Annotated in this window: 21 protein-coding genes; 12 read left to right on the top strand and 9 right to left on the bottom strand. The window is 65.4% G+C overall.

The window, feature by feature from the left end:
* The 10 genes from LB535_RS03485 to LB535_RS03440 form a co-directional block, all read left to right on the top strand.
* Positions 1 to 1,222, top strand: a 1,222-nt coding sequence (locus tag LB535_RS03485; RefSeq protein ID WP_224631167.1) for a VCBS domain-containing protein, incomplete at its 5' end; no start/stop codon positions are given.
* 34 nt (positions 1,223 to 1,256) lie between these two features.
* Positions 1,257 to 2,984 carry a type I secretion system permease/ATPase gene (locus LB535_RS03480; RefSeq protein ID WP_224631166.1) on the top strand — a complete coding sequence of 576 codons (1,728 nt, stop codon included), beginning with the start codon at positions 1,257 to 1,259 and terminating at the stop codon, positions 2,982 to 2,984.
* On the top strand, positions 2,981 to 4,312 hold the full coding sequence (locus LB535_RS03475; RefSeq protein ID WP_224631165.1) for an HlyD family type I secretion periplasmic adaptor subunit: 1,332 nt from the start codon (positions 2,981 to 2,983) through the stop codon (positions 4,310 to 4,312). Before LB535_RS03480 ends, LB535_RS03475 begins: the two co-directional genes overlap by 4 nt.
* Before the next feature lie 130 nt (positions 4,313 to 4,442).
* Positions 4,443 to 5,045 carry an ANTAR domain-containing response regulator gene (locus LB535_RS03470; RefSeq protein WP_224631164.1) on the top strand — a complete coding sequence of 201 codons (603 nt, stop codon included), beginning with the start codon at positions 4,443 to 4,445 and terminating at the stop codon, positions 5,043 to 5,045.
* 2 nt (positions 5,046 to 5,047) lie between these two features.
* Positions 5,048 to 6,274, top strand: a complete 1,227-nt coding sequence (locus tag LB535_RS03465) for a CmpA/NrtA family ABC transporter substrate-binding protein (RefSeq protein WP_224631195.1) — start codon at positions 5,048 to 5,050, stop codon at positions 6,272 to 6,274.
* A 363-nt stretch (positions 6,275 to 6,637) separates the two neighbouring features.
* Positions 6,638 to 6,814, top strand: a complete 177-nt coding sequence (locus tag LB535_RS03460; protein WP_224631163.1) for a twin-arginine translocation signal domain-containing protein — start codon at positions 6,638 to 6,640, stop codon at positions 6,812 to 6,814.
* Between the two features lie 64 nt (positions 6,815 to 6,878).
* Positions 6,879 to 8,180 (top strand): MFS transporter, encoded by a 1,302-nt coding sequence (locus tag LB535_RS03455; protein WP_224631162.1) that lies wholly within the window; start codon positions 6,879 to 6,881, stop codon positions 8,178 to 8,180.
* 16 nt (positions 8,181 to 8,196) lie between these two features.
* Positions 8,197 to 10,647, top strand: a complete 2,451-nt coding sequence (gene nirB / locus LB535_RS03450) for a nitrite reductase large subunit NirB (RefSeq protein WP_224631161.1) — start codon at positions 8,197 to 8,199, stop codon at positions 10,645 to 10,647.
* A 217-nt stretch (positions 10,648 to 10,864) separates the two neighbouring features.
* Complete coding sequence (nirD, locus tag LB535_RS03445) at positions 10,865 to 11,194, top strand: nitrite reductase small subunit NirD (protein ID WP_224631160.1); 330 nt, start codon at positions 10,865 to 10,867, stop codon at positions 11,192 to 11,194.
* 3 nt (positions 11,195 to 11,197) lie between these two features.
* Positions 11,198 to 13,867: a nitrate reductase gene (locus LB535_RS03440; protein WP_224631159.1), complete on the top strand. Its 2,670-nt coding sequence runs from the start codon at positions 11,198 to 11,200 to the stop codon at positions 13,865 to 13,867.
* Positions 13,868 to 14,165: 298 nt separating this feature from the next.
* Here the strand turns inward: LB535_RS03440 and LB535_RS03435 are convergent, their stop codons facing one another.
* The 8 genes from LB535_RS03435 to LB535_RS03400 form a co-directional block, all read right to left on the bottom strand.
* Positions 14,166 to 15,152, bottom strand: a complete 987-nt coding sequence (locus LB535_RS03435; RefSeq protein ID WP_224631158.1) for an ABC transporter permease — start codon at positions 15,150 to 15,152, stop codon at positions 14,166 to 14,168.
* Complete coding sequence (locus tag LB535_RS03430; RefSeq protein ID WP_224631157.1) at positions 15,149 to 16,135, bottom strand: ABC transporter permease; 987 nt, start codon at positions 16,133 to 16,135, stop codon at positions 15,149 to 15,151. Before LB535_RS03430 ends, LB535_RS03435 begins: the two co-directional genes overlap by 4 nt.
* Positions 16,132 to 17,676, bottom strand: a complete 1,545-nt coding sequence (locus tag LB535_RS03425; RefSeq protein ID WP_224631194.1) for a sugar ABC transporter ATP-binding protein — start codon at positions 17,674 to 17,676, stop codon at positions 16,132 to 16,134. The genes LB535_RS03430 and LB535_RS03425 overlap by 4 nt, the downstream gene beginning before the upstream one ends.
* Before the next feature lie 228 nt (positions 17,677 to 17,904).
* On the bottom strand, positions 17,905 to 18,957 hold the full coding sequence (locus LB535_RS03420) for an ABC transporter substrate-binding protein (protein ID WP_411969517.1): 1,053 nt from the start codon (positions 18,955 to 18,957) through the stop codon (positions 17,905 to 17,907).
* A 52-nt stretch (positions 18,958 to 19,009) separates the two neighbouring features.
* Positions 19,010 to 19,921, bottom strand: coding sequence for a sugar phosphate isomerase/epimerase family protein (locus LB535_RS03415; protein WP_224631155.1), 912 nt, complete (start codon positions 19,919 to 19,921; stop codon positions 19,010 to 19,012).
* Positions 19,922 to 19,940: 19 nt separating this feature from the next.
* Positions 19,941 to 21,488, bottom strand: a complete 1,548-nt coding sequence (locus LB535_RS03410) for a mannitol dehydrogenase family protein (protein WP_224631154.1) — start codon at positions 21,486 to 21,488, stop codon at positions 19,941 to 19,943.
* Positions 21,464 to 22,246, bottom strand: a complete 783-nt coding sequence (locus LB535_RS03405) for an SDR family oxidoreductase (RefSeq protein WP_224631153.1) — start codon at positions 22,244 to 22,246, stop codon at positions 21,464 to 21,466. Before LB535_RS03405 ends, LB535_RS03410 begins: the two co-directional genes overlap by 25 nt.
* Positions 22,247 to 22,443: 197 nt before the next feature.
* Positions 22,444 to 23,343, bottom strand: a complete 900-nt coding sequence (locus tag LB535_RS03400) for a MurR/RpiR family transcriptional regulator (protein WP_224631152.1) — start codon at positions 23,341 to 23,343, stop codon at positions 22,444 to 22,446.
* Between the two features lie 190 nt (positions 23,344 to 23,533).
* Between LB535_RS03400 and LB535_RS03395 the strand changes: the two genes are divergently transcribed.
* Positions 23,534 to 24,718: a Gfo/Idh/MocA family protein gene (locus LB535_RS03395; protein WP_224631151.1), complete on the top strand. Its 1,185-nt coding sequence runs from the start codon at positions 23,534 to 23,536 to the stop codon at positions 24,716 to 24,718.
* A gap of 30 nt (positions 24,719 to 24,748) precedes the next feature.
* Here the strand turns inward: LB535_RS03395 and LB535_RS03390 are convergent, their stop codons facing one another.
* A complete protein-coding gene (locus LB535_RS03390; RefSeq protein WP_095766241.1) occupies positions 24,749 to 25,375 on the bottom strand; it encodes a TetR/AcrR family transcriptional regulator in 627 nt (208 codons plus the stop codon).
* 212 nt (positions 25,376 to 25,587) lie between these two features.
* On the opposite strand from LB535_RS03390, the gene LB535_RS03385 reads away from it, so the two are divergent.
* Positions 25,588 to 26,244: a class I SAM-dependent methyltransferase gene (locus LB535_RS03385; RefSeq protein ID WP_224631193.1), complete on the top strand. Its 657-nt coding sequence runs from the start codon at positions 25,588 to 25,590 to the stop codon at positions 26,242 to 26,244.
* Positions 26,245 to 26,256: the final 12 nt, after the last annotated feature.

Genomic DNA, 26,256 nt, shown 5'->3' with positions numbered 1-26,256 from the left:
CGCGGTGCTCAACCTGAGCTACGACGTGGTCGACGAGCACGGCGCGTCGGTGGCGCAGACCGCCCAGGTCACCATCATCGGCGCCAACGATGCGGCGGTGATCACCGGCACCAGCACCGGCTCTGTGACCGAGGATGCCGTCCTGACCGTAAACGGTGCTCTGACCGTCAACGATCCTGACGCAGGCCAGAGTTCGTTCCAGGTGCACAACGGCAGCAATCCGATCGCGGGCACATACGGGTCATTGACCATCGATGCCGCCGGCAACTGGGTTTATACGCTCAACAATGGCGCCGCCAACGTTCAGGCTCTGAACTCCGCGGACCATCCGCATGATCAGATCCATGTAACGTCGGTAGATGGCACGGACCACGTCATCGACATCACTGTGAACGGTGCCGACGAGCCCGTGACCAATCATGCGCCGAGCGCCCCGGTTTTCGTCCCAAGCTCGACGCCATTGCCGGATGGACAGGCTCCGAGCCTAGGCTCGTTTGTTTCGACCGATCCCGATGCTCAGGACACCGTCACATTCGCGAGCACTTTCACGCCCGGCCTCAACAGCAATGGCTCGGTCTCCGTTGCCAGCAACGGCTCGCTGATTGTCAACGTGCCTACGGGGCAGACACTGACCGGGACGCTCATAGTCACCGCGACCGACAACCATGCCGCTTCCTCGTCGCCGCAGACCTTCAATGTCTGGATCGGCAACGGCAGCGGCGGAAACGGGGATGACGGGATCGTTCTAAGCAGCACGAACCCCAACATCGCAGACGGTCGTGCCGGCACCGACGGCCTAACAGGCTCCAGCGGCGTCGACTACATCTTCGGCGGGAGCGGCAACGATGCGATCAAGGGCCTTGGCGGCGCCGACTGGTTGAGCGGCGGAGCCGGGGATGATCATTTCCGGTTCGAGGCGGTGAGCGATTCAACGCACTCAGCCTTCGACACCATTCTCGATTTCCAGCACTGGACGGGCGTGTCGAGTCACGACTTCATCGACTTTGCGAGCACCCTTAGCCTAACGGCAACAGGCACGGTCTCGGGTGGAAATCTGGCTGCTCATACCGTTGCCTGGCAGAGCGACGGGAGTGGCAACACGATCGTCTATGCCAATACCGGAGACTCGGCCGAGAGTGTGGCGGGTGGAGCCCACATCATCGAAATCCATTTGATGGGGGTCTCTACGCTCACTGCCAACGACTTCAACCTGAGCGCCTGACAACCATGAAAAGTGACAGAGGGCGGCAGATAAGATGATGGAAGGCCTCTCTCCCCTAAAGCTTGCTCTCTCCCGCTGCCGCGGCGGTTTCGCCGCGGTGGCGGGGTTCAGCTTCGTCATCAACCTGCTCGTGCTCTCGACCTCGATCTACATGCTGCAGGTCTATGATCGCGTGCTGACGGGACGCAGCGTGGAAACGCTCGTCTATCTGACGCTGATTACGACGGCGGCGCTGGCTGCAATGGGCGCGCTCGAATTCTTCCGCTCCCGGTTGCTGGTGCAGCTCGGCACCTGGATCGACCGCGTGCTGTCGCCGCAGGTGCTGGGCCGCGGGCTTGAGAACGCGTTGCGCGGCTCATCCTACCGTACCGAGGCGCTGCGCGACCTCGCCACGCTGCGCGGCTATCTTGGCGGCGGCGGCATCATGGCGCTGTTCGACGCGCCATGGATGCCGCTCTATCTCGGCTTCGTCTTCCTGCTGCATCCCCTGCTCGGACTTCTGGCGCTGGGCGGCGCGATCATCTTGTTCGGCCTCGCCCTTGCCAACAACGCGCTGACGGCCAACACGCTCAAGCAGGCCAACGCCGCTTCCGCGCGCGCCTACCAAGCGGCGGATGCCGGTTTCCGCAATGCCGAAGTCATCGACGGGATGGGCATGGGCGGGGTGCTTGCCCGGCGTTGGGACGCGGCCAATGCGTCCGTGCTCGCGCTGCAGACAACCGCCAGCGACTGGGCCGGCCTGATCAATGCATTCACCAAGCCGTTCCGTATGTTCCTGCAGGTCGCGGTGCTGGGGCTCGGCGCCTGGCTGTCGCTGCGCCACGAAGTCTCGCCCGGCGCCATGATCGCGGCGTCGATCATCATGTCGCGCGCGCTCGCGCCGGTCGAGCAGGCTATCGCCACCTGGAAGCAGACCACCGCCGCGCGCGAGGCCTGGCGCCGGCTGGACCGGCTGTTCGAGACTCCGTCGCTGCGCCCGCCGGGGATGGAATTGCCGCGTCCCCAGGGGCAGCTCTCGGTCGACGCCGTCACATATATGCCGGCTGGCGCAAAGGAGCCCGTGCTCAGGAACCTCTCCTTCGCCGTGCCGCCGGGCCAGGTGCTTGCGGTGATCGGGCCGTCGGCCGCCGGCAAGTCGACGCTTGCCCGCCTGATCGTCGGCATGCTTTCGCCACAGCAGGGGCGGGTTCGGCTCGACAGTGTCGACGTGTTTGCCTGGAACCGCGCCGATTTCGGCTCCTATGTGGGCTATCTCCCGCAGGACGTCGAACTCTTTCCCGGAACCGTCCGCGAGAACATCGCCCGCATGGAGCAAGGCGATCCGGCCGAGATCGTGGCCGCCGCCCGCATGGCGGGCGTGCACGAGATGATCCTCAGGCTCCCAAATGGCTACGATACCGAGATAGGCGAACAGGGTTCGGTGCTCTCCGGGGGGCAGCGCCAGCGCATAGGGCTTGCCAGGGCGCTCTATCGCCGTCCGGCGCTGCTGGTGCTGGACGAGCCGAACTCCAATCTCGATGCCGTCGGCGAGGAAGCCCTGAACCAGGCGATTGCCGCGATGAAGGAGGCAGGTTCGACCGTGGTGATCGTCGCCCACCGCCCGTCGCTGATGGTGAACGTCGACTGCGTCCTGGTGCTAAACGAAGGCCAGCCGCAAATGTTCGGCCCGCGCGACGGCGTGCTTGCGCAACTGCGCCGCCCCGAGCAGAACTCGGCTGCGCCGCAGGTCCGAGTCGTGAGCTCCGAAAGGACCGGATCGTGACGGAAGCCACCTTGTCGTTGGAAATGCCGCCGCCACCGACCGCCTGGCCGGCGGTGAGCGCCCATGTCTTCGGTGGCCTGACCGTCATCGGCCTGCTGTTCGGCGGCTTCGGCCTCTGGGCAGCCACCGCGCCGCTGACAAGCGCTGCGGTCGCGCCCGGGGTAGTGAAGGTCGACAGCAATCGCAAGACCGTACAGCACCTGGAAGGCGGCATCATCCGGGAAATCCTGGTCCGGGAAGGAGACCAGGTCAGGCAGGGCCAGATACTGGTCCGCCTCGACGGGCTCGACGCGGAATCCGACCGCGATGCCGTGCGCGGTGAACTCGATGCGGCGCTCGCCGGCGAAGCCCGCCTGATCGCGCAGCGCGACGGCCTGAGCACGATTCCATTCCCGGCAGACCTGTCGGCCCGGCGAAGCGAACCGACCGTCGCCGAGGCCCTTGCCGGTCAGGAGCGTATCTTCCAGGACCAGGCCAAGGTTCAGGCGTCGGAGGTCGAAGTCTGGCAGCAGCGGATCGCCCAGTACCATGCCCAGATGTCGGCGCTCGCTGCGAGAGTTGCGGCCTTCGAGATCCAGTTGCCGTCTCTGCGGGAAGAGTTGGCGGACGCCCGCACGCTGCTCAAGAAAGGCTATGGGGTGAAGTCCCGCGTGCTCCAGCTCGAACGGCAGATCATCGCAGCACAAGGCGAGGCTGAGTCGAACCGTGGGAACATAGAAAGCCTGCGGCAGCAGATCGCCGAGGCCAATGCACAGATCGACAATGGCCGGCTTTCGTACATCAAGAAGGCGGCTGAGGACCTTCGTGACATCCAGACCAAACGCTCCGAGCTCGAAAAGGCGCTTCAGAAGACCGACGCGCGCGCGGCGCGCCGCGATGTCGTTGCGCCGGAAGATGGGGCGGTGATGAACCTTCGATATTTCACGCCGGGCGGAGTTGTACCTCCCGGCGGGATTATTCTCGATCTCGTTCCCGATCAGGACAAGATGGTGCTGGACGTCAAGCTTCAGCCCCTGGATATCGATGTCGCTCGCCCCGGTCTGCCGGCGACGGTGCGGCTGGTCGCCTATAAGCAGAGAACCACGCCCACGGTGAAGGGCGCCCTTACCCGTGTTTCGGCCGACGCAGAGATCGACGAGCGCAGCGGCGCGACTTTTTTCCGGGGGACCGTCGAGGTGGGCGCCGATGAGCTTAAGAAGCTTCCGCAGGTGAAGCTATATCCGGGAATGCCGGTGGAGGTCTCCGTTGTCACCGGCAAGCGAACCATGCTCGAGTATCTCTTCCAGCCGGTCGCCGACAGTTTTGCTCACGCCTTCAGAGAGGAGTGAGAAAGGCGGCCAACCTCCCTAGCGGCAACGCAGGATTGGGCGGGTCGCAGTTCATGCCTTGAGGGCGGTTGCGATCCACCCCAGTCGATTGCCGCATTGCACAATTCCGCCCGGCCTGCACAATAGGCGCATGTCCGCCGGTTCGTTGACCATCCTTGTTATCGACGAGAACCGCATCCGTGCCTCTATCATCGAGGCCGGATTGCGGGACGCCGGCCATCGCCATGTCACGGTCGTCCATGACGTCGCCGGCATCGCCCGGCGCATCGCCGAGATCGAGCCGGACGTCATCGTCATCGATCTCGAAAATCCCAACCGCGACATGCTGGAGAACATGTTCCAGCTGTCGCGCGTGGTGAAGCGGCCGATCGCGATGTTCGTCGACCGCTCCGACCAGGCCTCGATCGAAGCGGCCGTCGATGCCGGCGTGTCCGCCTATGTGGTCGACGGGCTGAAGAAGGAGCGCATCAAGCCGATCCTCGACATGGCGATCAGTCGCTTCAATGCTTTCTCGCGCATGGCGCGCGAACTGGAGGAGGCGCGCAGCGAGCTCGAGAACCGCAAGGTCATCGACCGGGCCAAGGGCATATTGATGAGGTCGCGGGGCTTAAGCGAGGAGGCGGCTTATGCGCTGCTGCGCAGGACCGCCATGAACCAGAACCGCAAGATCGCCGATATCGCTCAGAGCCTGGTGACGGCGGCGGGGTTGCTGGGACCGCAGGAGGGCGAATGAGCATGTCGGCAGCGCGTCAGATCACCGCCGGCTTCATGCCGCTCTTCGACAGCGCCGTCCTGGTCGCAGCCGGCGAGATGGGCTTTGCCGCGCGCGAGGGCATCGAGCTCAAGCTGCATCGCGAGACCTCCTGGGCCAATATCCGCGACCGCATCGCCATCGGCCACTTCGATGTCGCCCATATGCTCGGGCCGATGCCGCTCGCCTGCAGCCTCGGCCTCACGCCGCTTGCTTCTGAGACCATCGTGCCGTTCTCGCTCGGGCTCGGCGGCAATTGCATCACTGTTTCCAATGCGGTGTGGCAAGGCATGGCGGCGCATGACGCAGCACCTGACCTTGATCCGGCGCGCGCCGGAGCAGCGCTCGGCGCATTAATCCGTGAGCGGGCGGCCGCCGGCCGCGAACCGCTGCGTTTCGCCGTCGTGCATCCGCATTCCGGGCACAATTATGAGCTGCGCTACTGGCTCGCCGCCTGCGGCGTCGATCCCGACCGCGATATCGAGATCGTCATCGTGCCGCCGCCCTTCATGGCCGATGCATTGGCCGCCGGCCGCATCGACGGCTATTGCGTCGGCGAGCCCTGGAACAGCGCCGCCGTCGCGGCGGGCACCGGCTACGTCGTCACCGTGAAGGCGCTGCTGTGGCGCAACAGCCCGGAAAAGGTGATCGGGGTGCGCAAGATGTGGGCCGAAGAGAACCCGGACGCGCTGGCGGCGCTGCTGAGGGCGCTGCATCACTCCGCCCGCTGGTGCCAGGATCCGGCACACCGCGGCGAGCTGGCGGCGCTGATGGCGCGGCCCGACTTTCTTGGCCAGCCGGAGGCGATCCAGATGCCGGCCCTGACCGGGCAGCTTCAACTTGGCGGGGGCGCGGCACGGCGCGTCGAGGATTTCTTCCTGCCCTTCGACAAGGCGGCCAACTTTCCCTGGAAGAGCCATGCGCTTTGGTTCTACACGCAGATGGTGCGTTGGGGGCAGTTGCCGCATACGCCGCAAAACCTCGCCATCGCCCGCGACTGCTATCGGCCCGATCTCTACCGCGCGGCATTGAGGCCGCTTGGCGTCGCCTTGCCCGGTGCCAATGCCAAGGTGGAGGGCGCGCTGAGGATGGCAACGCCGGTCGGCTCCGCGGGCGCAAGCCTGGTCCTTGGCCCCGACGGATTTTTCGACGGCCAGATCTTCGATCCGGACCGGATAGACGCCTATATTGCCGGCCAGCGGCGCGCCTGATCATTTGCGCGCCATTCTTGTGCATTGCACAAAATTTATGCGCAATGCCTGTGCCATTGATCAATGTTTGATCGCGCCGCCGCTCGGCCCGGTCGAAGGGCAAAGCTCCCACGTCATTGATTTTCCTTGAAATTCCGCTTCCGAACGAAACTGGCACGCTTCGTGCTTTGAAGTGATCGAGCCCGTTCGCGGGCAATGGAACAGGCGTCCAATGGCGGGCGCCACAGGCAAAGCTGCCGCTCAGGTCACCACGCGATCCCGGATGTACGGACGCGCAAGGCCTGGACGGCGGCTTTTTTCGTATTTGGACCCGACCACGCAAATCGATGGCGCCGATCCAGCCGGCGCCGAGCGGAGACGACGATGACGAAACGGATCGCAACGACATTGCTCAAGGATTTCACCCGTCGCGATTTCCTGGTGAGCAGCGCGCTGACCGCGGCGCTGTTCACCGCGGCGCTCCTGCTGTTCCCAGCCAATCACGAAAGCGAGGCCAAGGGGCCACAAGTGACCGCGCAAGTCCCGGTCTCGCCGCACTGACCGATGCCACGCCTCTGATCAACACAACGCGCGGTGCCTCCCACGCCGCAAACCGGAGCCGACCATGACTGCAAACCTCCCAGCCTCGCCCAGCCAGGATAATGCTCCCAGGCAGGCGCTCGTGATGTCCACCATCGCCTTCACCGTGTGCTTTGCGGTGTGGACGATCTTTTCCATCATCGGCGTGCGTATCAAGCAGGAGCTCGGCCTGAACGAGACCGAGTTCGGCCTGCTCGTCGGCACGCCGATCCTGACCGGCTCACTCGTGCGCATGGTGCTCGGTGTCTGGACAGACCGCTATGGCGGACGCCTGGTCTATACAGCGACCATGCTCGCCGCGGCGATCGCGACCTTCCTGCTCGCTTTCGCCCACACCTACGGTCAGATGCTGCTTGCCGCGCTCGGCGTCGGCCTTGCCGGCGGCTCCTTTGCCGTCGGCGTCGCCTATGTCTCGCGCTTCTTCCCGGCCGGAAAACAAGGCACTGCGCTCGGCATTTTCGGCGTCGGCAATGTCGGCGCCGCTGTCACCAAGTTCGTGGCGCCCTTCGTGCTGCTCGCCTGGGGCTGGCAGTCGGTGGCGTTGATCTGGGCCGCGGCGCTGGTCGTCATGGCGGCCATCTTCTGGTTCACCACCGGCGACGATCCGGTCATCCGCGAGCGCCGCGCCGGCAAGGCTGCGCCCGCAAGAAGCTTCTGGCAGGAATTCGCGCCGCTGAAGAACCTGCGGGTCTGGCGCTTCGCATTCTACTATTTCTTCTCCTTCGGCGCGTTCGTGGCGCTGTCGCTCTGGCTGCCGCGCTACCTGATCGGCGTCTACGGTTTCGGCATCGCCACCGCCGGCATGATCGGCGCCGCCTATTCGATCCCCGCCAGCATCTTCCGCGCCTATGGCGGCGTGCTTTCCGACCGCATCGGCGCCCGCACCGTGCTCTACTGGACCTTCAGCGTCTGTGCCGTCGCGACACTCGTTCTGTCTCTCCCCTCGGCAGACTATGTCGTGCGCGGCATCAGCGGGCCGATCCCCTTCCATTTCGAGATCGGCCCGCTCGCCTTCATCGGCGTCGCCTGCGTGCTCGGCTTCTTCATGAGCCTCGGCAAGGCGGCCGTCTACAAGCACATCCCCGCCTATTATCCGCAGAGCGTCGGCGCGGTCGGCGGCGTCGTCGGCATGATCGGCGGGCTCGGCGGCTTCATCCTGCCGATCGCCTTCGGCGCGCTGAACGATCTCACCGGGGTCTGGTCGAGCTGCTTCATGCTGCTCTTCCTCATCGTCGTCTCCTGCCTGGTCTGGATGCACGTCACCATCCGCCGGATGGAGCGCGCCGCCGCCGTCAACAACGCATCCCTTTCCTACGCCGCCGAATAGATCGGAGCAGAGCGACATGACCGAGAAACTCGTCATCATCGGCAACGGCATGGCGCCGGGCAGGATGCTCGAGCACCTGCTGGAGGCCGCGCCCGACCGCTACGCCGTCACCATCTTCAACGCCGAGCCGCGCGTGAACTACGACCGCATCATGCTGTCGCCGGTGCTTTCGGGCGAGAAGGCGTTCGAGGAGATCGTCATCCATGGCGATGGCTGGTACATCAAGCATGGCATCACCCTCTACAAGGGCCACCGGATCGTCGCCATCGACAGGGAGGCCAAGACCGTCACCTCGGACCACGGCGTCACCGAGAGCTACGACAGGCTGGTCATCGCCACCGGCTCGGTTCCCTTCATCATTCCGGTTCCGGGCAAGGACTTGCCCGGCGTTCTCAGCTATCGCGATCTCGACGACGTCAACGCCATGCTGCTTGCCGCGCAGTCGCGCGCCAAGGCGGTCGTTATCGGCGGCGGCCTGCTCGGCCTCGAAGCCGCGGCCGGCCTGAAAGAGCGCGGCATGGACGTCACCGTGCTGCACGTCATGCCGACGCTGATGGAGCGCCAGCTCGACCCGGCCGCCGGTTATCTGCTGCAGAAAGCCGTCGAGGCGCGCGGCATCAAGGTCGTGACCAAGGCCAACACCAAGGCCATTGTCGGCAACGGCAAGGTCGAGGGTGTCGAGCTTATGGACGGCACGATCATTCCGGCGACGCTGGTGGTGATGGCGGTCGGCATCCGGCCGAGCACCGCTTTGGCCAAGGAGGCTGGGCTCGAGGTCAATCGCGGCATCGTCGTCGACGACCGCATGCGGACTTCCGACCCCGCCATCATGGCGCTCGGCGAATGCGCCGAGGTCGGCGGCCATGTCTACGGGCTGGTCGCGCCTCTCTACGAGATGGCACGGGTGGCGGCAGCCAAACTGACGGACAGTGAGGACAGGCGTTTCGTCCACTCCGACACGCCGACCAAGCTCAAGGTCACCGGCATCGATCTTTATTCGCTGGGCGACTTCGCCGACGGCGACGACCGCGAGGAGATCATCCTGCGCGACGCCTCCGCCGGCATCTACAAGCGTGTGGTGCTGCAGGACAACCGCATCATCGGCACGGTGCTGTTCGGCGAGACCGCAGACGGCGCCTGGTTCAACGACCTCAAGAAGAAGGCGACCGACATATCGGAGATGCGCGACACGCTGATCTTCGGCCAGGCGTTCCAGGGAGGCGCTTCCTCGGACCCTTTGGCGGCCGTTGCGGCACTGGCGGATGATGCGGAAATCTGCGGCTGCAACGGCGTCTGCAAGGGCAAGATCACCGGCGCGATCACGGCGAAGGGGCTGACCGGCCTCGACGACGTGCGCGCCCACACCAAGGCCTCGGCCTCGTGCGGCTCGTGCACGGGTCTCGTCGAGCAGTTGCTGAAGCTCACGCTGGGTGACGCCTACAATCCGGCAGCGGTGCAGCCCATGTGCGGCTGCACGAGCCTTGGCCATGACGACGTGCGGCGCCTGATCAAGGCAAAGGGCCTGAAGACGATCCCCGCTGTCATGCAGGAGCTGGAGTGGAAGACCTCCTGCGGCTGCGCCAAGTGCCGGCCGGCGCTCAACTACTATCTCGTCTGCGACTGGCCGGATCAATATGCCGATGACTACCAGTCGCGCTTCATCAATGAGCGCGTGCACGCCAACATCCAGAAGGACGGCACCTATTCAGTGGTGCCGCGCATGTGGGGCGGGGTCACCAGCGCCGGCGAATTGCGTGCCATCGCCGACGTGGTCGACAAGTTCGATATCCCGATGGTCAAGGTGACGGGCGGCCAACGCATCGACATGCTTGGCATCCGCAAGGAAGACCTGCCGGCGGTATGGGCCGATCTCGGCAAGGCGGGCTTCGTCTCCGGCCATGCCTATGCCAAAGGCCTGCGCACGGTGAAGACCTGCGTCGGCTCGGACTGGTGCCGCTTCGGCACGCAGGATTCGACCGGGCTCGGCATCCGTATCGAGAAGTTCATGTGGGGTTCCTGGACGCCGGCCAAGGTGAAGATGGCGGTGTCGGGATGCCCGCGCAACTGCGCGGAAGCGACCTGCAAGGATGTCGGCGTGGTGTGCGTCGATTCTGGCTACGAAATTCACTTCGCTGGCGCCGCCGGCCTCGACATCAAGGGCACGGAAGTGCTGGGGCTGGTGAAGACCGAGGACGAGGCGCTTGAGACGATCGTGGCTCTCGTCCAGATGTACCGCGAGCAGGCCCGCTATCTGGAGCGCATCTACAAATGGGCCAAGCGGATCGGCACCGCCGAGATCAAGAAGCAGATCCTGGACGATGCCGAGCGCCGCAGGACGCTCTTCGACCGCTTCGTCTTCAGCCAAAAATTCGCGCAGGTCGATCCGTGGTCGGAGCGCGTCTCCGGCAAGGACAAGCATGAGTTCAGGCCGATGGCGTCGGTCGGGTTCGCGGAGGCGGCGGAATGATGGAGATGTCAGCGCGAGGCACCCCCCTCTGGCCTGCCGGCCATCTCCCCCGCAAGGGGGGAGATCAGCCATCACTGCGGCCTTCGCAATTCACCAGCGTTGCAGGATTGGGCGGGGCGCCCAAGCTGCCAATCTCCCCCCTTGCGGTGGAGATGTCCGGCAGGACAGAGGGGAGTGCCTGGGCGCATTCCCGTCAGCCAAAGACGAGGAAGGCCGCATGACCTGGATCGCCATCGGTTCCGTCACTGACATTCCGCCGCGCGGGGCGCGCTGCGTTGCGACACCGCAAGGCAAGATCGCCGTCTTCCGCACGGCAGACGACCAGGTCTTTGCCATCGACGACCACTGCCCGCACAAGGGCGGGCCACTCAGCCAGGGCATCGTCCATGGCGCTGCGGTGACTTGCCCGCTGCACAATTGGGTGATCTCGCTGGAGACAGGAAAGGCGCTTGGCGCCGACGAAGGCTCGGTCCGGACTATCCCGGTCAAGGTCGAGGGCGAACGGTTGTTCATCGCGCTCGAAGCGCTGGCCTCGAAAGCGGCCTGAGGCATGCAAGAAGCACGCGAGGTGAGGACCACCTGCCCCTATTGCGGGGTGGGCTGCGGCGTGCTCGCCGAGGTCGCCGCGGACGGCACGACGACCGTTCGCGGCGACCCCGATCATCCGGCCAATTTCGGCCGGCTCTGCTCGAAAGGTTCGGCTCTCGGCGAGACGCTCGGCCTCGAAGGCCGTTTGCTGCGGCCGGAGATTCTCGGCAAGCCGGCGAGCTGGGACGAAGCGCTCGACCTCGTGGCCGCGAAATTCTTGCAGGCGGTAGCCGAGCACGGCCCGGACTCGATCGCCTTCTACGTCTCGGGCCAGTTGCTCACCGAGGACTATTACGTCGCCAACAAGCTGATGAAGGGCTTCATCGGCTCGGGGAATATCGACACCAATTCGCGGCTCTGCATGGCCTCGTCCGTTGCCGGCCACCGCCGCGCTTTCGGCGAGGACATCGTTCCCGGTGTCTATGAGGATTTCGAGCGCGCCGATCTCATCGTGCTCACCGGCTCCAACACCGCATGGTGCCATCCGGTGCTCTACCAGCGCATGCTCGCGGCGCGCGGGGAGCGGGGGACCAGGATCGTCGTCATCGATCCTCGCCGCACCGCAACGGCGGACGAGTGCGACCTGCATCTGGCGCTCGATCCTGGCACGGACGTGCTCTTGTTCAACGGGCTGCTCGCGCATCTCGCGCAAGCCGGAAAGACCGATGCCGTTTTCATCCGCGACCATACAGCGGGCTTCGATGCGGCAGCTTCGCTCGCCGCCGCCGATGCGCCGTCGATCGCGCGCGTCGCGAAAGGGTGCGGACTGGCGGCAGCCGACGTCCAGGCCTTCTACGATCTCTTCGCCGAGACCGAGCGGACGGTCACCGTGTACAGCCAGGGCGTCAACCAGTCGGCGCATGGGACTGACAAGGTCAACGCCATCATCAACTGCCATCTCGCCACCGGCCGCATCGGCAGGCCCGGCATGGGGCCGTTCTCGGTCACCGGGCAGCCGAACGCCATGGGCGGGCGCGAGGTCGGCGGTCTGGCCAACCAGCTTGCCGCGCATATGGATTTCGGGGACGAGGCCAATATCGACCGGGTTTCCCGCTTCTGGAATGCGCCAAACGTCGCGCGGCGCGGCGGCCTGAAGGCCGTGGACATGTTCCAGGCGGTCGCCGACGGCCGCATCAAGGCCCTATGGATCATGGGCACCAATCCCGCCGTCTCAATGCCCGACGCTTCGCGTGTGCGCGCTGCGTTGTCCAAATGCGATTTCGTCGCGGTCTCGGACGTGACCCGCACCGACACCACGCGCTATGCCGACGTGCTGCTGCCGGCCGCCGCCTGGGGCGAGAAGGACGGCACCGTCACCAATTCGGAACGGCGCCTCTCGCGCCAGCGCCCGTTCCTGCCGCCGCCCGGCGAGGCGAAGGCCGACTGGCGCATCATCTGCGAGGTCGCCGCGCGCATGGGCTTTGGCGAGGCCTTCGCCTACCGGACGCCGGCCGCGATCTTCCGCGAGCATGCAGCGCTCTCCGCCTTCGAGAACGACGGCAAGCGTCTGTTCGACCTTGGCGGTGTGGCTGATCTCAGCGATGAAGATTATTCCGCCTTCGCGCCGCGCCATTGGCCCGCGTCGGAGCGATACGAGCAGCAGACGAGACTTTTCTCCGATGGCCGTTTCCCGACACAAGACGGCCGCGCGCGTTTCGTGCCGGTGCGGCAGGAGGCGACGGCCTTCACGGTCGACGCGGACTATCCGCTTGCCTTGAACACCGGCCGGCTGCGCGACCAGTGGCACACTATGACGCGCACCGGAAACGTGCCGCGTTTGATGGCGAACGCGCCGGAGCCCGCAGTCGACCTCCATCCGGCGGACGCGGCGGCGCATCAGCTCAAGGATGGCGACCTCGCTCATCTTTCAACCCGCTTCGGCTTCGTCCGCGCCAGGGTGCGCGTGGCCGACGCACAGCGGCGCGGCCAAGCCTTCATGCCCATGCATTGGAGCGGCCAGTTCGCGGCCAGGGCAGCAGCCGGCCTCTTATCCTCGTCGGTCACTGATCCGCATTCCGGCCAGCCGGAGCTCAAGCATGTTCCGGTGAGAATCGTGCGGGAAGACACTGGATGGGCGGGTGTGCTCATCACGCGGCGCGATCTCAGGCCGACCGGTTTCGTTCACTGGAGCCGGCATGCTGTCGAGGGCGGATGGGTCTACGAGCTGACCGGAACCGAGCCGCCGGACCAGGGCATTCTCCTGGCGCGCAAGCTGCTCGGCGCGCAACGACGGGACCAGCTCCTGGAATACACCGATCGTCGCGGGCTCGCCTATCGCGCCGCTGCGATCGAAGAAGGCGGCGCCATGGCCGAAGCCCTGCTGGTCGCCGCTCCGGACCAGTTGCCCATGCGGGACTGGCTGGTGTCGTTGCTCGCCACGCGCCAGCCGCTGTCGACGACCGATCGCCATGCGCTTCTGTCCGGTCGCTCGCCCGTGCCGATGCCTGCGATCGGGCGCGTCGTGTGCGCCTGCTTCCATGTCGGCGCCAACCAGCTCGCTTCGGCGGTCGCCTCGGGATGCGACAGCCTCGAAGCGATCGGCTCGACGCTGCGCGCGGGCACCAATTGCGGCTCATGCCGCTCGGAGATCAGGGCGATCATCGACGCCCGCCGAGTGCAGGCCGCCGAGTAACCCATGCGTGTCGCCGTCGCCGGCTTCGAAATGTTCTACTTCGACCTCGCTCCAGGTCTTCCTGCACCGGTCCCCTATAAGGCCACAGCGCGGTTTTGGCTCAGTGAGACCTCTCACCGCCTCCTGGTAGATGAACGCAAGACGAGGGTCATCGTCGGCGGGACTGTTTGCAGCAGCACGCGAACGCTCGGCCATAAGGGGTGCCTCTCCGATGCGACAGGGATGAGCCGCTTATTTTGTGCATGTCGTTGCCGCAAAACCGCTGCACACTTTTGCGCGACATGCCTTAGCTCAAATACTACCGATCCTCGATGATCCTCAAATACGCCGCCGTCACGAACAGCACGATGAAACCGAACAGGATGCGGCGGCCGCCTTCGGGCATCTGCAGGATGGTGAGCAGCGTCGTCAGCACCGTCAGGATCAGCGCGCCGACGATGGTGCCGGTGTAGCCGCCGCGGCCGCCGAAGATCGAGGTGCCGCCGATGACGGCCGCCGCCACCGAAGGCAGCACCAGCGGCTCGGCGAGCGACAGCGAGGGCGCCTTGATCAGGCCGATATAGAGCAGGCCGGTGATGCCGGCGAGCAGGCTGGAGAGGACATAGAGCGCCGTGATCACCTGCCAGTAGCGGACGCCTGACAGGCGCGCGGCGCGTTCGTTGTCGCCGACGGCATAGAGCAGGCGGCCGAATCCGGTGCGGTTCAGCATGAAGACGATCAGCACCGCCACCGGCACGAACAGGAAGAGCGCGTTGGGAAAGCCGTAGGTGAGGCCGGTGCCCAGCCAGTTGAGGAAATCCGGGATTTTCGCGCCGGAGGCGATTACGGTGCGCTGGTAGACCTGCAGGAAGCCGGTGCCTATCAGGCTGGTGCCCAGCGTCATGATCAGCGGATGCACCCGGAACACGCCGACGCCGATGCCGTTGACGAGGCCGATCAGCACGGCGGGCAGCATGGCCAGCAGGAAAGCCACCGCGGGATTCTGGTTGACGATTTGTGTCGCCATGATGAAGGCGCTCATCGTCGCCACGGTGCCGACCGAAAGGTCGATGCCGCCGGTCAGCATGGTCATGGTCTGGCAGCCGGCGAGGATCGCCAGCGGGATGGCGAATTTCGCCGTGTTGGCGATCCAGCGCTCGTTGACGATGCCCGGACGCAGGACCTGCAGGATCGCCACGAGGACGATCAAAAGGATGATCAGCGGGATGAGCGGCCGGTCCGCCATGAAGCGCTTCAAGCGGCGCCCGAACGAGACCGGCTGGGGCATGGTCGCGATGTCGGTCATGGCGTTGCTCCTACCGGACGGCCGCGGATAGTGATGAAGGCGCCGAACATCACGACCGCGACCATGATCGCGCCTTCGATGATGGCGGTCACGTTCGGATCGATGGCCAGAAGCGTCAGATCGGTGCGCACCAGCCGCAGCACGAAGACCGCGATGATCGGCCCGAGCAGGCCGCCCTTGCCGCCGCCGAGCGCGACGCCGCCCAGCACGACGGCGGCGACGCTGGCGAGCAGATAAGGCCCGGGAATGGGCGCGCCGATGCCGGTGCTGATGGTGAGAGACAATCCACCCATCGCGGCGAACAGGCCGGAGAGCGCATAGGCGACGATCCTGGTGCGCGCCACCGGCACGCCGCTGCGAAAGGCGGCGAGTTCGTCGCTGCCGATGGCATAGATGGAGAGGCCAAGCCGCGAGCGCCTGAGCGGAATCCACACGATGCAGAGGCAGACGACGAGCAGCACCAGGGCTTTCGGAACCCAGGCGTCGGCCCAGTCCGGCAGGCCGGGGATGGGCGCGGTGCCGATGACGCTTGCCTTCAGCCACTCGGCGGCGGCGCCGCCGGGAGCACCAAGCACCAGCAGCGCCGCGCCCTGCAGCACGAACAGCATGGCCAAGGTGACGACGATGTCGGGCACCCGCGTGACGACGATAAGCACGCCGTTCAGCGCGCCGAGCACCAGCCCCATGGCCAGCACGAAGGGCACGACGAACAATGCATATTCCTCGCCGGCGCCGTTCATCATCGAGGCAGCGGTCACGCTTGTCAGCGCCATCATGGCGGCGACCGACAGATCGATGCCGCCGGCGATGACGACGACGGTCTGGGCCGCGACGGCAAAGGCGTAAGGCAGAACCGCCCGCGCCAGCGAACCGAAGTCGCCGCTGCCATAGCCCGGCTGGATCAGCTTGGTGACGACGAAGACAAAGATCAGCAGAGCGAACAGGCCTGCCACCCAGCCTTGGTTTCGCAAGAAGCGGCTCATGACGCGGCCTCGGCGCTGGAACCGGGTTTGACCTCGGCAAGGATGCCGACATCCGCCCTGGCGCCGCGCGGCAGGCCGTAGGCGGCCCGCATCAATGCCGCTTCGTCGGCGTCTTCGACCGGGAAAGTGTCGACGACGCGGCCGCCGAAGATGACGATGACGCGGTCGCAGACACGCTGCACCTCTTCCATCTCGGACGTGTAGAACAGCACCGACTTACCCTGGCCGGCGAGCTCGCGCAGCAGCTTGTATATCTCCTGCTTGGTGCCGACATCGATGCCGCGCGTCGCGTCGAAGCAAAGGATGGTGCGAGCGTTGGCGGCGATCCAGCGAGCGATGGTCACCTTCTGCTGGTTGCCGCCGGACAGGCGCTGCACTTCGCCCTGGGCGCGGGTATCGATCTGCAACCTGCCGATGGCGCCGGAAACCACCACCTGCTCGCGGCGCATGCGGATCGGGCCCCATTTGCGCGGCTTCGCGCTGAAGGGCAGCGCGATGTTCTCGCGCACCGAACGCTGCATGGCCAAGGCCTCGGCGCGGTCGCCCGGCACATAGGCGATGCCGGCCCGGATGGCGTCGCTCGGATGCGAGAATTTGACCGGCGCGCCGTCGACGTCGATGCTGCCGCCGGTCGGACGGATCGAGCCGGCAAGCGCGGCGAAGAGCTCGTCCTGGCCCTGACCTTCGAGTGCAAAGACGCCGGCGACCTCGCCATTGGCGAGATCGAAGGAGACGTCGTTGAGCTTGGTGCCTAGCTGCAGGTTGCGGACCGACAATCGCGGACGACCCTCGCCGGCAACCGCCCCTTCATTCGCCGCGCGCGCGGCGACGCGCGTCTTCTCGATGCGGGTGCCGAGCATCATCTCGACTATTCTTTCCTCGATGCCCGGCTCGATGTCGACAACGCCGACGGTTGCGCCATCGCGCAGCACGGTGGCGCGGTCGCAGAGCGCGGAGATCTCGACGAAACGGTGCGAGATGAAGATGACGGAACGGCCGGCGTCGCCCTGGCGGCGCACGACTTCCAGCACTTTCTCAGCGAGGTTCGCCGGTAGCGCCGCGGTCATCTCGTCCAGGAGAAGCACGTCGGGTTCGACGGCGAGCGCGCGCGCCAAGTCGAGCACGCGCAGGATGGCCAAGGGGATATGATGCGCCGTCTCGCGGATATCGAGGTCGGCAATGCCGAGCTCGCGCACCCAGGCGCGGAACGGCTCGACCGGCGTGCCGGTGAGCCGCAGATTGGATAGGACATCGAGGTCGGGGATCAGCGAGGGTTCCTGGTAGACCGGCAGCAGGCCGGCGCGGCGGGCGGCGGCGGGCGAGCGGACATCGAGCTGCTGGCCGCGGATCAGGATGCGGCCGGCGTCTGCCTTGATCGCCCCCGTCAGGATCTTCACCAGCGTAGACTTGCCGGCGCCGTTGGCGCCCATCAGCGCATGCACCTCGCCCGGCAGCACGGACAGCGAGGCGTTACGCAGCGCGGCAACTGCACCATAGTTCTTCGCTACGCCGGTGGCGTCGAGGAGAGGGCTTTGCGGCAACGGGTTTGTTGTCAAATCGTGTGGTTCTCGTTCCAAAAACCGATGCAGGCCGCGGCTGACCTCCTCCTTCTCCCCTTGTGGGAGAAGGTGTCGCCGAAGGCGACGGATGAGGGGTGCTCCAGCGGAGTGAGACGTTGGCGTTCCCTGGAATACCCCTCATCCGTCTCGGCGCTACGCGCCGATCCACCTTCTCCCACAAGGGGAGAAGGCAGAAGAGGGTTTCGTCGCTTATTCGCCCGGGCCCTTGCAGGCGATGATCTGGTCCTTGGTGTAGGTCGTCCAGTCCGGGATCGAGATCGAGACCGGCCATTCGGGGCTGAGCGAGGGATCGACGACGCTCTTCAGCTTGGCCTTGCCTTCCTCCGTGGCGTTTTCCCAAAGCTGCGGTTCGACCAGAACGGTCTGCTGCGCCGGTTTCTTGCCGTCGAGGATCTGGAGCGCCAGCGTCACGCCGGCGCCGCCGATCGAACCGGGATTGGTGACGGCCGCGCCCACCAGGCCCTTGACCGAGCTCAACTGGCCGACGAAGCCGGCATTGTCGGCGCCGACCACAGGCACCATCGGCGCCTGCTGCTCGACCAGCGCATCGACGATGACGTTGTCGATCCCCGAGGTCCAGATGCCGTTGATCGGGGTGCCGGTGGCGAGGAAGGACAGGATCTGCTGCTTGGCCTGATCCTGCTGCCAGCCGGTGAAGACTTCCTGCGCGACCTTCACGTCTGGGAATTCGGCAAGCGCCTTCTTGAAGCCTTTGTCGCGATCCGAGTCGGCCGAAGCGCCGGCGGCGCCGCGCATGTAGAGCACCTCACCCTTGCCGCCCATCTGCTGGAACAGCCACTTGGCGCCGAGATAGGCATATTGTTCCTGGTTGTTGGAGATGATGTAGGCGGACGGCTCGGTCACCGCCTGGTCGACGGCGACGACGATGATGCCGGCCTTCGTCGCTTCCTCGAGACCGGCCTTGATGCCTGCCGGATCGGCCGGGTTGACGACGATGGCGTCGACCTTGGCGCTGATCAGGTTGCGGATGTCCTCGAGCTGGCCGGCGGCATCGGTGTTGCGATGGGCGATGTTGAGCTTCGCCACCTCGCCGGATGCGAGCGCCTGCGCCTTCATCGCGCAGATCATTTCCTCGCGCCAGCCATTGCCCTGCACGGTGTTGGAAATGCCGATCGTGTACTTGCCGGCGGCGGCCGAGGCGCCCACCGAGGCAAGCAGCGCGGCGCCGGCAAGGAGCGAGGCCACGGTCAGATGTCTTTTCATTTCAGTACTCCTCCACATTGATCTTTTCAGTTCGGTTCCAGGCTCTGATTCAGTCGGAGCCAAGCTTTCGTTATTTGATGAAGGGGCGCAGCACGTCGCGGGCCAGCAGGAAGCCGCGCTTGACCTTTTCGTCCGTCCCTTCGAAGCGCCGGTCCTCGTGCTCGATGATGACCGGCCCGTCATAGCCGGCCCGATACAGGCCCGAAAAAATCCTGCTCCAGTCGATGTCCCCAAGCCCCGGCATGCGCGGCACCTGCCAACCTATGCCAGCCGAAAGGATTCCGCGCTCGTACAAACCATCATGATCAATCATCAGGTCCTTGGCATGCACATGCAGCATGTTTGCGCCGAACTCGCGGATGAAGCGCTCCTTGTCGATCATCTGCCAGACGAGATGCGAGGGATCGAAGTTCATGCCGACATCGCCGCCCCAGGCTTCCAGGATGCGGCGCCAGGCATAAGGCGAGTAGGCGATGTTGTGCCCGCCCGGCCATTCGTCATAGCTGAAGATCATCGGGCAGTTCTCGAAGGCGAGTTTTACACCGTGCTCGCGGGCATGGGCGATGATCGCCGGCCAGACTTTCTGCGCATCCTCCCAGTTGGCATCGATGGTCTTCGAAGCATCGCCGCCGCAGAAGGTGTTGACGAGCGGCACGCCCATGCGGCTGGCAAGCACGATCACCTTCTTCAGATGGTCGATCACCGCTTCGCGATGCGCTTGGTCGGGATGGAGCGGATTGGGATAGAAACCGAGACCCGAGACGGCCAGTCCCTTGCCAGCGAGCTCGGCCGCGATGTCCTTGGCCTCAGCGGCCGGGACGTCCACGTCGATATGGCTGGTGCCGGCGTAGCGGCGGCTGGCGCCGGAAGTCTTCGGCCAGCAGGCGATTTCCAGCGCCTCGAAGCCGGCCGAGCACGCCCAGTCGGCGACTTGGCCGAGCGGCGTGTCGGGGAATGGTGCTGTCAGCAGTCCAAGCTTCATGATCCCTCCCGGTTGCTAACTATGCAGATCGCGCCGGCTGCTTCAACCGCGCATCGGTTGGCCCAGCGCAGACCTGTCCGACAAAGCCCATCGGATCGCCCGAAAGCAAACCATCGAGCCCGGCGACGACATGGGCACGGAATTTGGCGTTGGCGGCCAAGGCCGGGTCGAAGATAGCGTCGATGGCGAGGATCGAATCGACGAGCGCTTTGCTGTCGGCACCGATGCGGTCGGCGATGGCGGCAATCTTGTCGGCAAACGGATCGGACACCTGCCAGGCGCGGCCGAAGCGGGAAGAAGCCTTGATCAGATAAGCCATCCAGCCGGCGACCGGCACCGAGAGGAGCGCAATTCCCTCGCCCTTCGCCAGCCGATCGCGGATCGGGTTGAGCAGGCGCTGCACGATCTTCTGCGAGCCGTCGGTGGCGATCTGGTGGTTGCGATGGTGTATCGCCGTGTTGGTGAGGCGCGACAGACTCTGCTCGACATAGGCGGCCGGCGCGATGCCGGGCACGGGCATCAGCGTCGGCAGTGTTTCCTCGGTGAGCATGCGGCGGACGAAACTGGCCAGAAGCGGGTCGGCGATGGTCTCGAACGTGTGCTCGAAGCCGCCCAAAACTCCGAGATAGCTGAGCGTCGTCTGGGCACCGTTCAGCACACGCATCTTGAGGTGCTCGAATGGCGTAACGTCGTCGACGAAGGTCGCGCCGACAAGGTCCCAGCGCGGCACGCGACCGGCGAAGCGGTTCTCGATCACCCATTGGCGGAAACGCTCGCCGACGACGACGGCGCTGTCGCGGTAGCCGAAGCGCTGCTCGATGGTGTCGATATCGGCCTCGGTCGTCGCCGGCGCGATGCGGTCGACCATGGCCGCGGGGAAGGCGACATTGGCTTCGATCCAGTCCGCCAGTTCTCTGCCGCGTCGTTCGGCGAATGTGCGTACGACGTTGCCAAGGATGATGCCGTTGGTCGGGATGTTGTCGCAGGAGAGCAGCGTCACCGGCCTGCCATGCGTGGCCATGCGCAATTCCAGCGCGCGCGCCAGGATGCCGGGCACGCTGCGCGGCGCCTCGGGATTGGCGAGGTCGTGCGCGATGTCAGGATGGTCGAGGTCGAGCGCGCCGTTCGAGGGGATGTGGCAATAGCCTTTCTCGGTCACCGTCATGGTGACCGTCTCGATGTCGGGCGAGGCGAGCACATCCAGCGCCGGCGCCGCGCTGTCCTGGCTGTCGACGACGCGCATGATGCTGCCGATGACGCGCGCCTCGACCTCGTCGTTCTGGCGGATGAGCCGCGTGTAGCAGCCGTCCTGGCGCCCTAGCGTGCCGGCCAGCAGGGGAGGGCGGATGTTGATGCCGACCAGTCCCCAGCGGTCGAAATCCTTCGCCAGAAGATCGTCGGTGTATTCGGCCTGATGGCAACGGTGGAAGGCGCCGACGCCGATATGGGCGATGCCCGGCTTCAGCGCGGCGCGATCGTAAGCCGGCGTGCGGACCTCGGCCGGCAATCGACCGAGCAGGGCAGGGCCGAGGTTCTCGGCGCTCACCGATTGGCTCCGATCACCCATTGCTCCTGGTCGATCAGCGCCCCGGTCATGGGACCTGCCGCGTCGGAAAGCAGGAAGACGGCAAGATTGGCGATGTCGGTTACGGACAACAGCCGGCCGAAGGGTTGCGTCGCATTGGCCGCGTCGAGCCAGCCCGGACCGTGGCCGAGCGTCTCGGCCTGCATGACTCGTTCGGCCGGCGTGTCGGTCCAGCCAACATTGATGCCGTTGACGCGGATGCGGTCGAAGCGGTGCGCATTGGCGGCGTTCTTGGTCAGCGTTGCCAGCGCGCCCTTGGTGGCGGAATAAACGGCGAGCTCCGGCGAGCCGCAATGCGCGTTGATCGACAGGATGTTGACGATCGAGCCGCCCTGCCCGCGTTTCTTCATATCGGCGATTGCCGCCTGCATCAGGAAGAAAGGCGCGCGGGCGTTGACGGCAAAAAGCGCCGCCCAGTTGTCGAGCGTGCCATCGACGAAAGAAGCGCGGTCGGTCAGGCCGGCGGCGTTGACCAAGCCGTCGATGCGACCGAAGTGGTCGATGCAGGCTTGGGCCAGCCGCACCGGGGCCTCGGGATCACCGAGATCGGCAGCAGCGAAGGCGGCGGGAGTGCCCATGGCCGAGAGTTCGGCGGTGGCCGCGTCGCCGCGCTTCTGGTCCCGCCCGGTGATCAGCAATCCGGCGGCGCCGGAGCGAGCAAGCGTCTCAGCGATCGCCCGGCCGATGCCTTGCGTCGCGCCGGTGACCAGCACCACCTTGCCGTCGAGACGAACCTCCATTCCTCCTCCCGGAACAAAGTTTCCATTTTTTCGAATATGGAACGACGGTTCTCTTTAGTCAATCGTGCTAAAGCGGTTCACCGTTTTCATGGAACCGGTGAACCGCTCTATCTCCCTTGTCTTTCGCAATTCCGGACGGAAGGTTACGGCGAAGACGCCGAACTTAACCGCTCACACTTTGCCTGGAATTGCTCTTGTCAGCCTGTCCGCTGCGCGACGACGCCGTGGACCAACGCCATGCCGACCGCGAGCGAGGCGGCAAGCGAGCGGAAACCGCCAAAGTCCTGCTCGACCACTTCAAGCCAGGTGTCGGAGAGTTTTGCCAGCGGCGAAAAGGTGCTGTCGGTGATGGTGAGAATGCGCGCCTTGCGCTCATGCGCCACGGCGACGAGGTCGGGCGTGATCGAGTTGTAGGGGCTGAAGGAGACGGCCAGTACCGCGTCGCGCGGCGTGATGCAGCCGACCTGGTCGAGCGCGGTCGAGCCGACATTGTCGACCAGCACGTTGCGCACGCCCTGCTGCGAGAGCGTCAGCGACAGATAGGTGGTGACGGGGAAGGCGCGCTTGCTGCCGATGACATAGATCAGCTCCGCCGCCGCCAGATGATCGACCATCGTCTCGAAAGCGGCGATATCGAGATCGTTGCCGATGCGGCCGAGCGAGGCCTGGCAGGCACCGACCATGCCGTTGAGAAAATGCAGGTTGGCGTTCGGCTCCGCGGCCTTGTCCTGGCCGCCTTGCGTGTCCGACCAGGAGCCCTTCATGCGGTCCTTGAACAGGAGCTGGAAATCGGAAAAGCCCGAATAGCCGAAGATCTGGGCGAAGCGCACCAGGGTCGAAGGCTGCACGCCGGCCTGGTCCGCCACCTGCGCGATCGTGCCAAGCGCCACCTCGCTCGGGTGCTGCCAGAGGAAGATCGCCACCTGGCGAAGCCGTTTTGGGAAATGCACGGTCCCCGACGCAAGCACGGCCCGCAATTCCTCGTAGGTTTGCGGTTTCGTGTAGCCAAGTGCTGCCAGCGAACGGCTCCGTTTTCTTGCCGCCGTCTCCAGACTATCTGTGAACGGTTCGTCAGCCGCTCCGCGATGGCCGCTCATAGGATATGCCTCATCGTGACCCAACCGTCGGATGCGTCATCGGATCCTGTCCTCCGGAAGCGCCCGATCGCCTGGTCCCTAGGGTTAAAAAGCTAACGCGGCACAATCGTTTTACAAAACAAAAAATAGAAATATCATTTCGAAAACATCCGCGCCGGCCGGCATGCCGAACCTTGGGAGAATCGCAGTCATGGTCTATGCAACTGCCGACGGAACCTCGCGTCAACGCCTGCGGGTCGGCATGGTCGGAGGCGGCCGCAACGCCTTCATCGGCGCCGTGCACCGGCTGGCGATGCGGCTCGACGACCAGATCGCGCTGGTCGCCGGTGCGCTGTCCTCCGATCCGGAGAACGCAGCCGCCTCCGCCGCGGAGATCGGCATCGCGCCGGAGCGCAGCTATGCCGACTACCGCGCCATGGCGAAGGCCGAAGCGGCGCGGGCCGATGGCATCGAGGCGGTCGTTATCGTCACGCCCAACCATCTGCACGCGCCGATCGCCACGGCGTTCCTCGAGGCCGGCATCGACGTGATCTGCGACAAGCCGCTGTCGACGACGCTTGCCGAGGCGGAGGCGCTGGTGGCGCTGACAAAAGCGAAGCAGCGCCGCTTCGTCATCACGCTCAACAATACCGGCTACGCCATGGTCCGCCAGGCGCGCGAAATGGTGGCGGCGGGCGAGCTCGGCCGCATCGTTTCGGTGCATGGCGCCTACATCCAGGACTGGCTGACCAGGCCGATCGACGCCGAGGGCCAGAAGCAGGCGGAATGGCGCACCGATCCGGCGCGCGCCGGACAGTCGGCGGTGCTCGCCGATATCGGCGTACATGCTTTTAACCTGGCAAGCTTCGTCTCCGGCTTCGAGGCCGAGGCGGTTTCCGCTGACCTCTTCACCGCCGTGCCGGGACGGCGGCTCGACGACAACGCGCATGTGCTGCTGCGCTGGGCGGGCGGGGCGCGCGGCACGATCCTCGCCAGCCAGACCTCGCCCGGCCACTACAACGACCTTTCGGTGCGCATCTATGGCGAGAAGGCCGGGCTCGAATGGTTTGGATCGCGGCCGGAGGAACTGCGCTTCTCGCCCTATGGCGAGGAAACCCGCACCCTGGTGCGCGGGGGCCATGGCTCGACGGCGGAAGCCCGGCGCGTCTCGCGCATGCCGGCGGCGCATCCGGAAGGCTATATCGAGGCCTTCGCCAATTTCTACCGCGACGCCGCCGAGATTATTCGCGCGCATCGATCGGGCGGTGCGGTTGATGCCGCGCGCGCGGCGCAGGTACCCGATGTCGTCGACGGCGCGCGCGGCGTGAAGTTTGTCGCCGCCGCGGTGGAGTCGAACGCGGCGGGAGGAGCTTGGACGGCGGCGAGGTTTGGATAAACGCTGCGTCTCTTGCGTCCTTGAGACCGATCAATCGGTGTCGCGGCTTGCGGTCGGGCGACCGACCTGCCGGTGCTCGCCGCCGATCAGGTGTGAAAGCCCCTCGAGCGTCAGGCGCCGGAACATGGCGTCTACCTGGGACGGCGACAATTTCGGCTTTCGCTCGAACCACCAATTCAACGCTGTAAGAAAAGCGCCGACGATAAATTGCACGACGAAGTCGCGCGGGATGGCCTCGCCATGGAGGGTAGGGGGCAATTCCTGCCGCACCATTTCCGACAGGATCAGGCGGATTTCGCTCTCCGTCACGGCGCCGCCCCGCCCGCCGATCATCGTGCGGTAATGGTCGGCATATCGGGCCGCATGCTCGAACATGGCCGTGCTGAAACCTAGCGGATCGTCGTGCGATGCTTCGGCTCCAGCGCGCGTCGCCGACTGCGCCTCCTTGAGCTCCTCCCGAAGCATCTGGAAGCCGCTGCGCAGCAAGTCCTCCTTGCCGGTATAATGCGCATAGAATGTCGAGCGGCCGACATCGGCTTCGTCGATGATGTCCTGCACCGAAAGGGCCTCGTAGCCCTTGCGCAGCATCAGCGCCAGCAGCGCCTCGTGGAGGGCTTTGCGGGTGCGGGCGGCCCTCCGGTCGATTTCCCGAGGCATGGGTTCGCTCCTTTGCTGTCGCACGGATTGGGCGACTTTTCCGGGACAGCGGGCTCGAATTGTCCGGTAGCGAACGGTCCACCCGCTTCTTCCGTCGAAAATCCCGAACAAGCTGTCCATTATCCTACGAGCTGTTTCGAAACTACGCCAGCCGCGGTCGCTGTGCCGGTATCGGCCGGACCTTGCGCTGCTGAAGAAAGGACGTGACGAACATGCACCATATGCGAAGCGAAGCACACACGGGGGCCGCAATCGGCCCTGAGGCCAACAGGGGTATCAGCTTTCCGCGCCTCTACGATCTGCTGGTGTTCATATTAACCCGTGGGCGCGACAAGGCCTATCGCGAGGCCATGCTCGATCTGGCCGGCCTGGCACCGGGCTTCCACTTGCTGGACGTCGGATGCGGCACCGGCACCCAGGCGATTTCGGCCTGGCGGCGCGTGCAGCCCGGCGGATCGGTGGTCGGGGTCGACGTCTCCGAAAAGATGCTTGCCGCCGCGCGCCGCAAGGCGAGCCGGGCGGGCCTCAACATCGCGTTTCACCATGCCGATGCGGCCGAGCTGCCGTTCGAGGAAGGTCGCTTCGATGTCGTCACCTTCACGACCGTACTGCACATGGTGCCGGAGGCAAGGCGCGGTTTTTGTCTGCGCGAGGCCGCGCGCGTTCTGCCCCCCGGCGGCCGGCTGCTGGTGATCGATTACGCCGGACCGGCGGGCGAGCGCAGACACCTGGCGGCAAAGCACGGCCTGCATGGCCAATTCGACCTGCACCGCCTTCGCGAACCGCTGGCGGCAGCCGGGTTCGAGCGCATAGAAGGCGGCCCACTCAACTGGCTGGGCCTGCATTACCTGCGGGGCATCAAATCATGAATACTGCGGTCG

It is taken from the genome of Mesorhizobium sp. CA10, from assembly GCF_020165285.1.
Lineage (GTDB): Bacteria > Pseudomonadota > Alphaproteobacteria > Rhizobiales > Rhizobiaceae > Mesorhizobium.
Note: the sequence above shows the minus strand (reverse complement) of the source record. Positions and strands in the feature narration are given on the sequence as shown.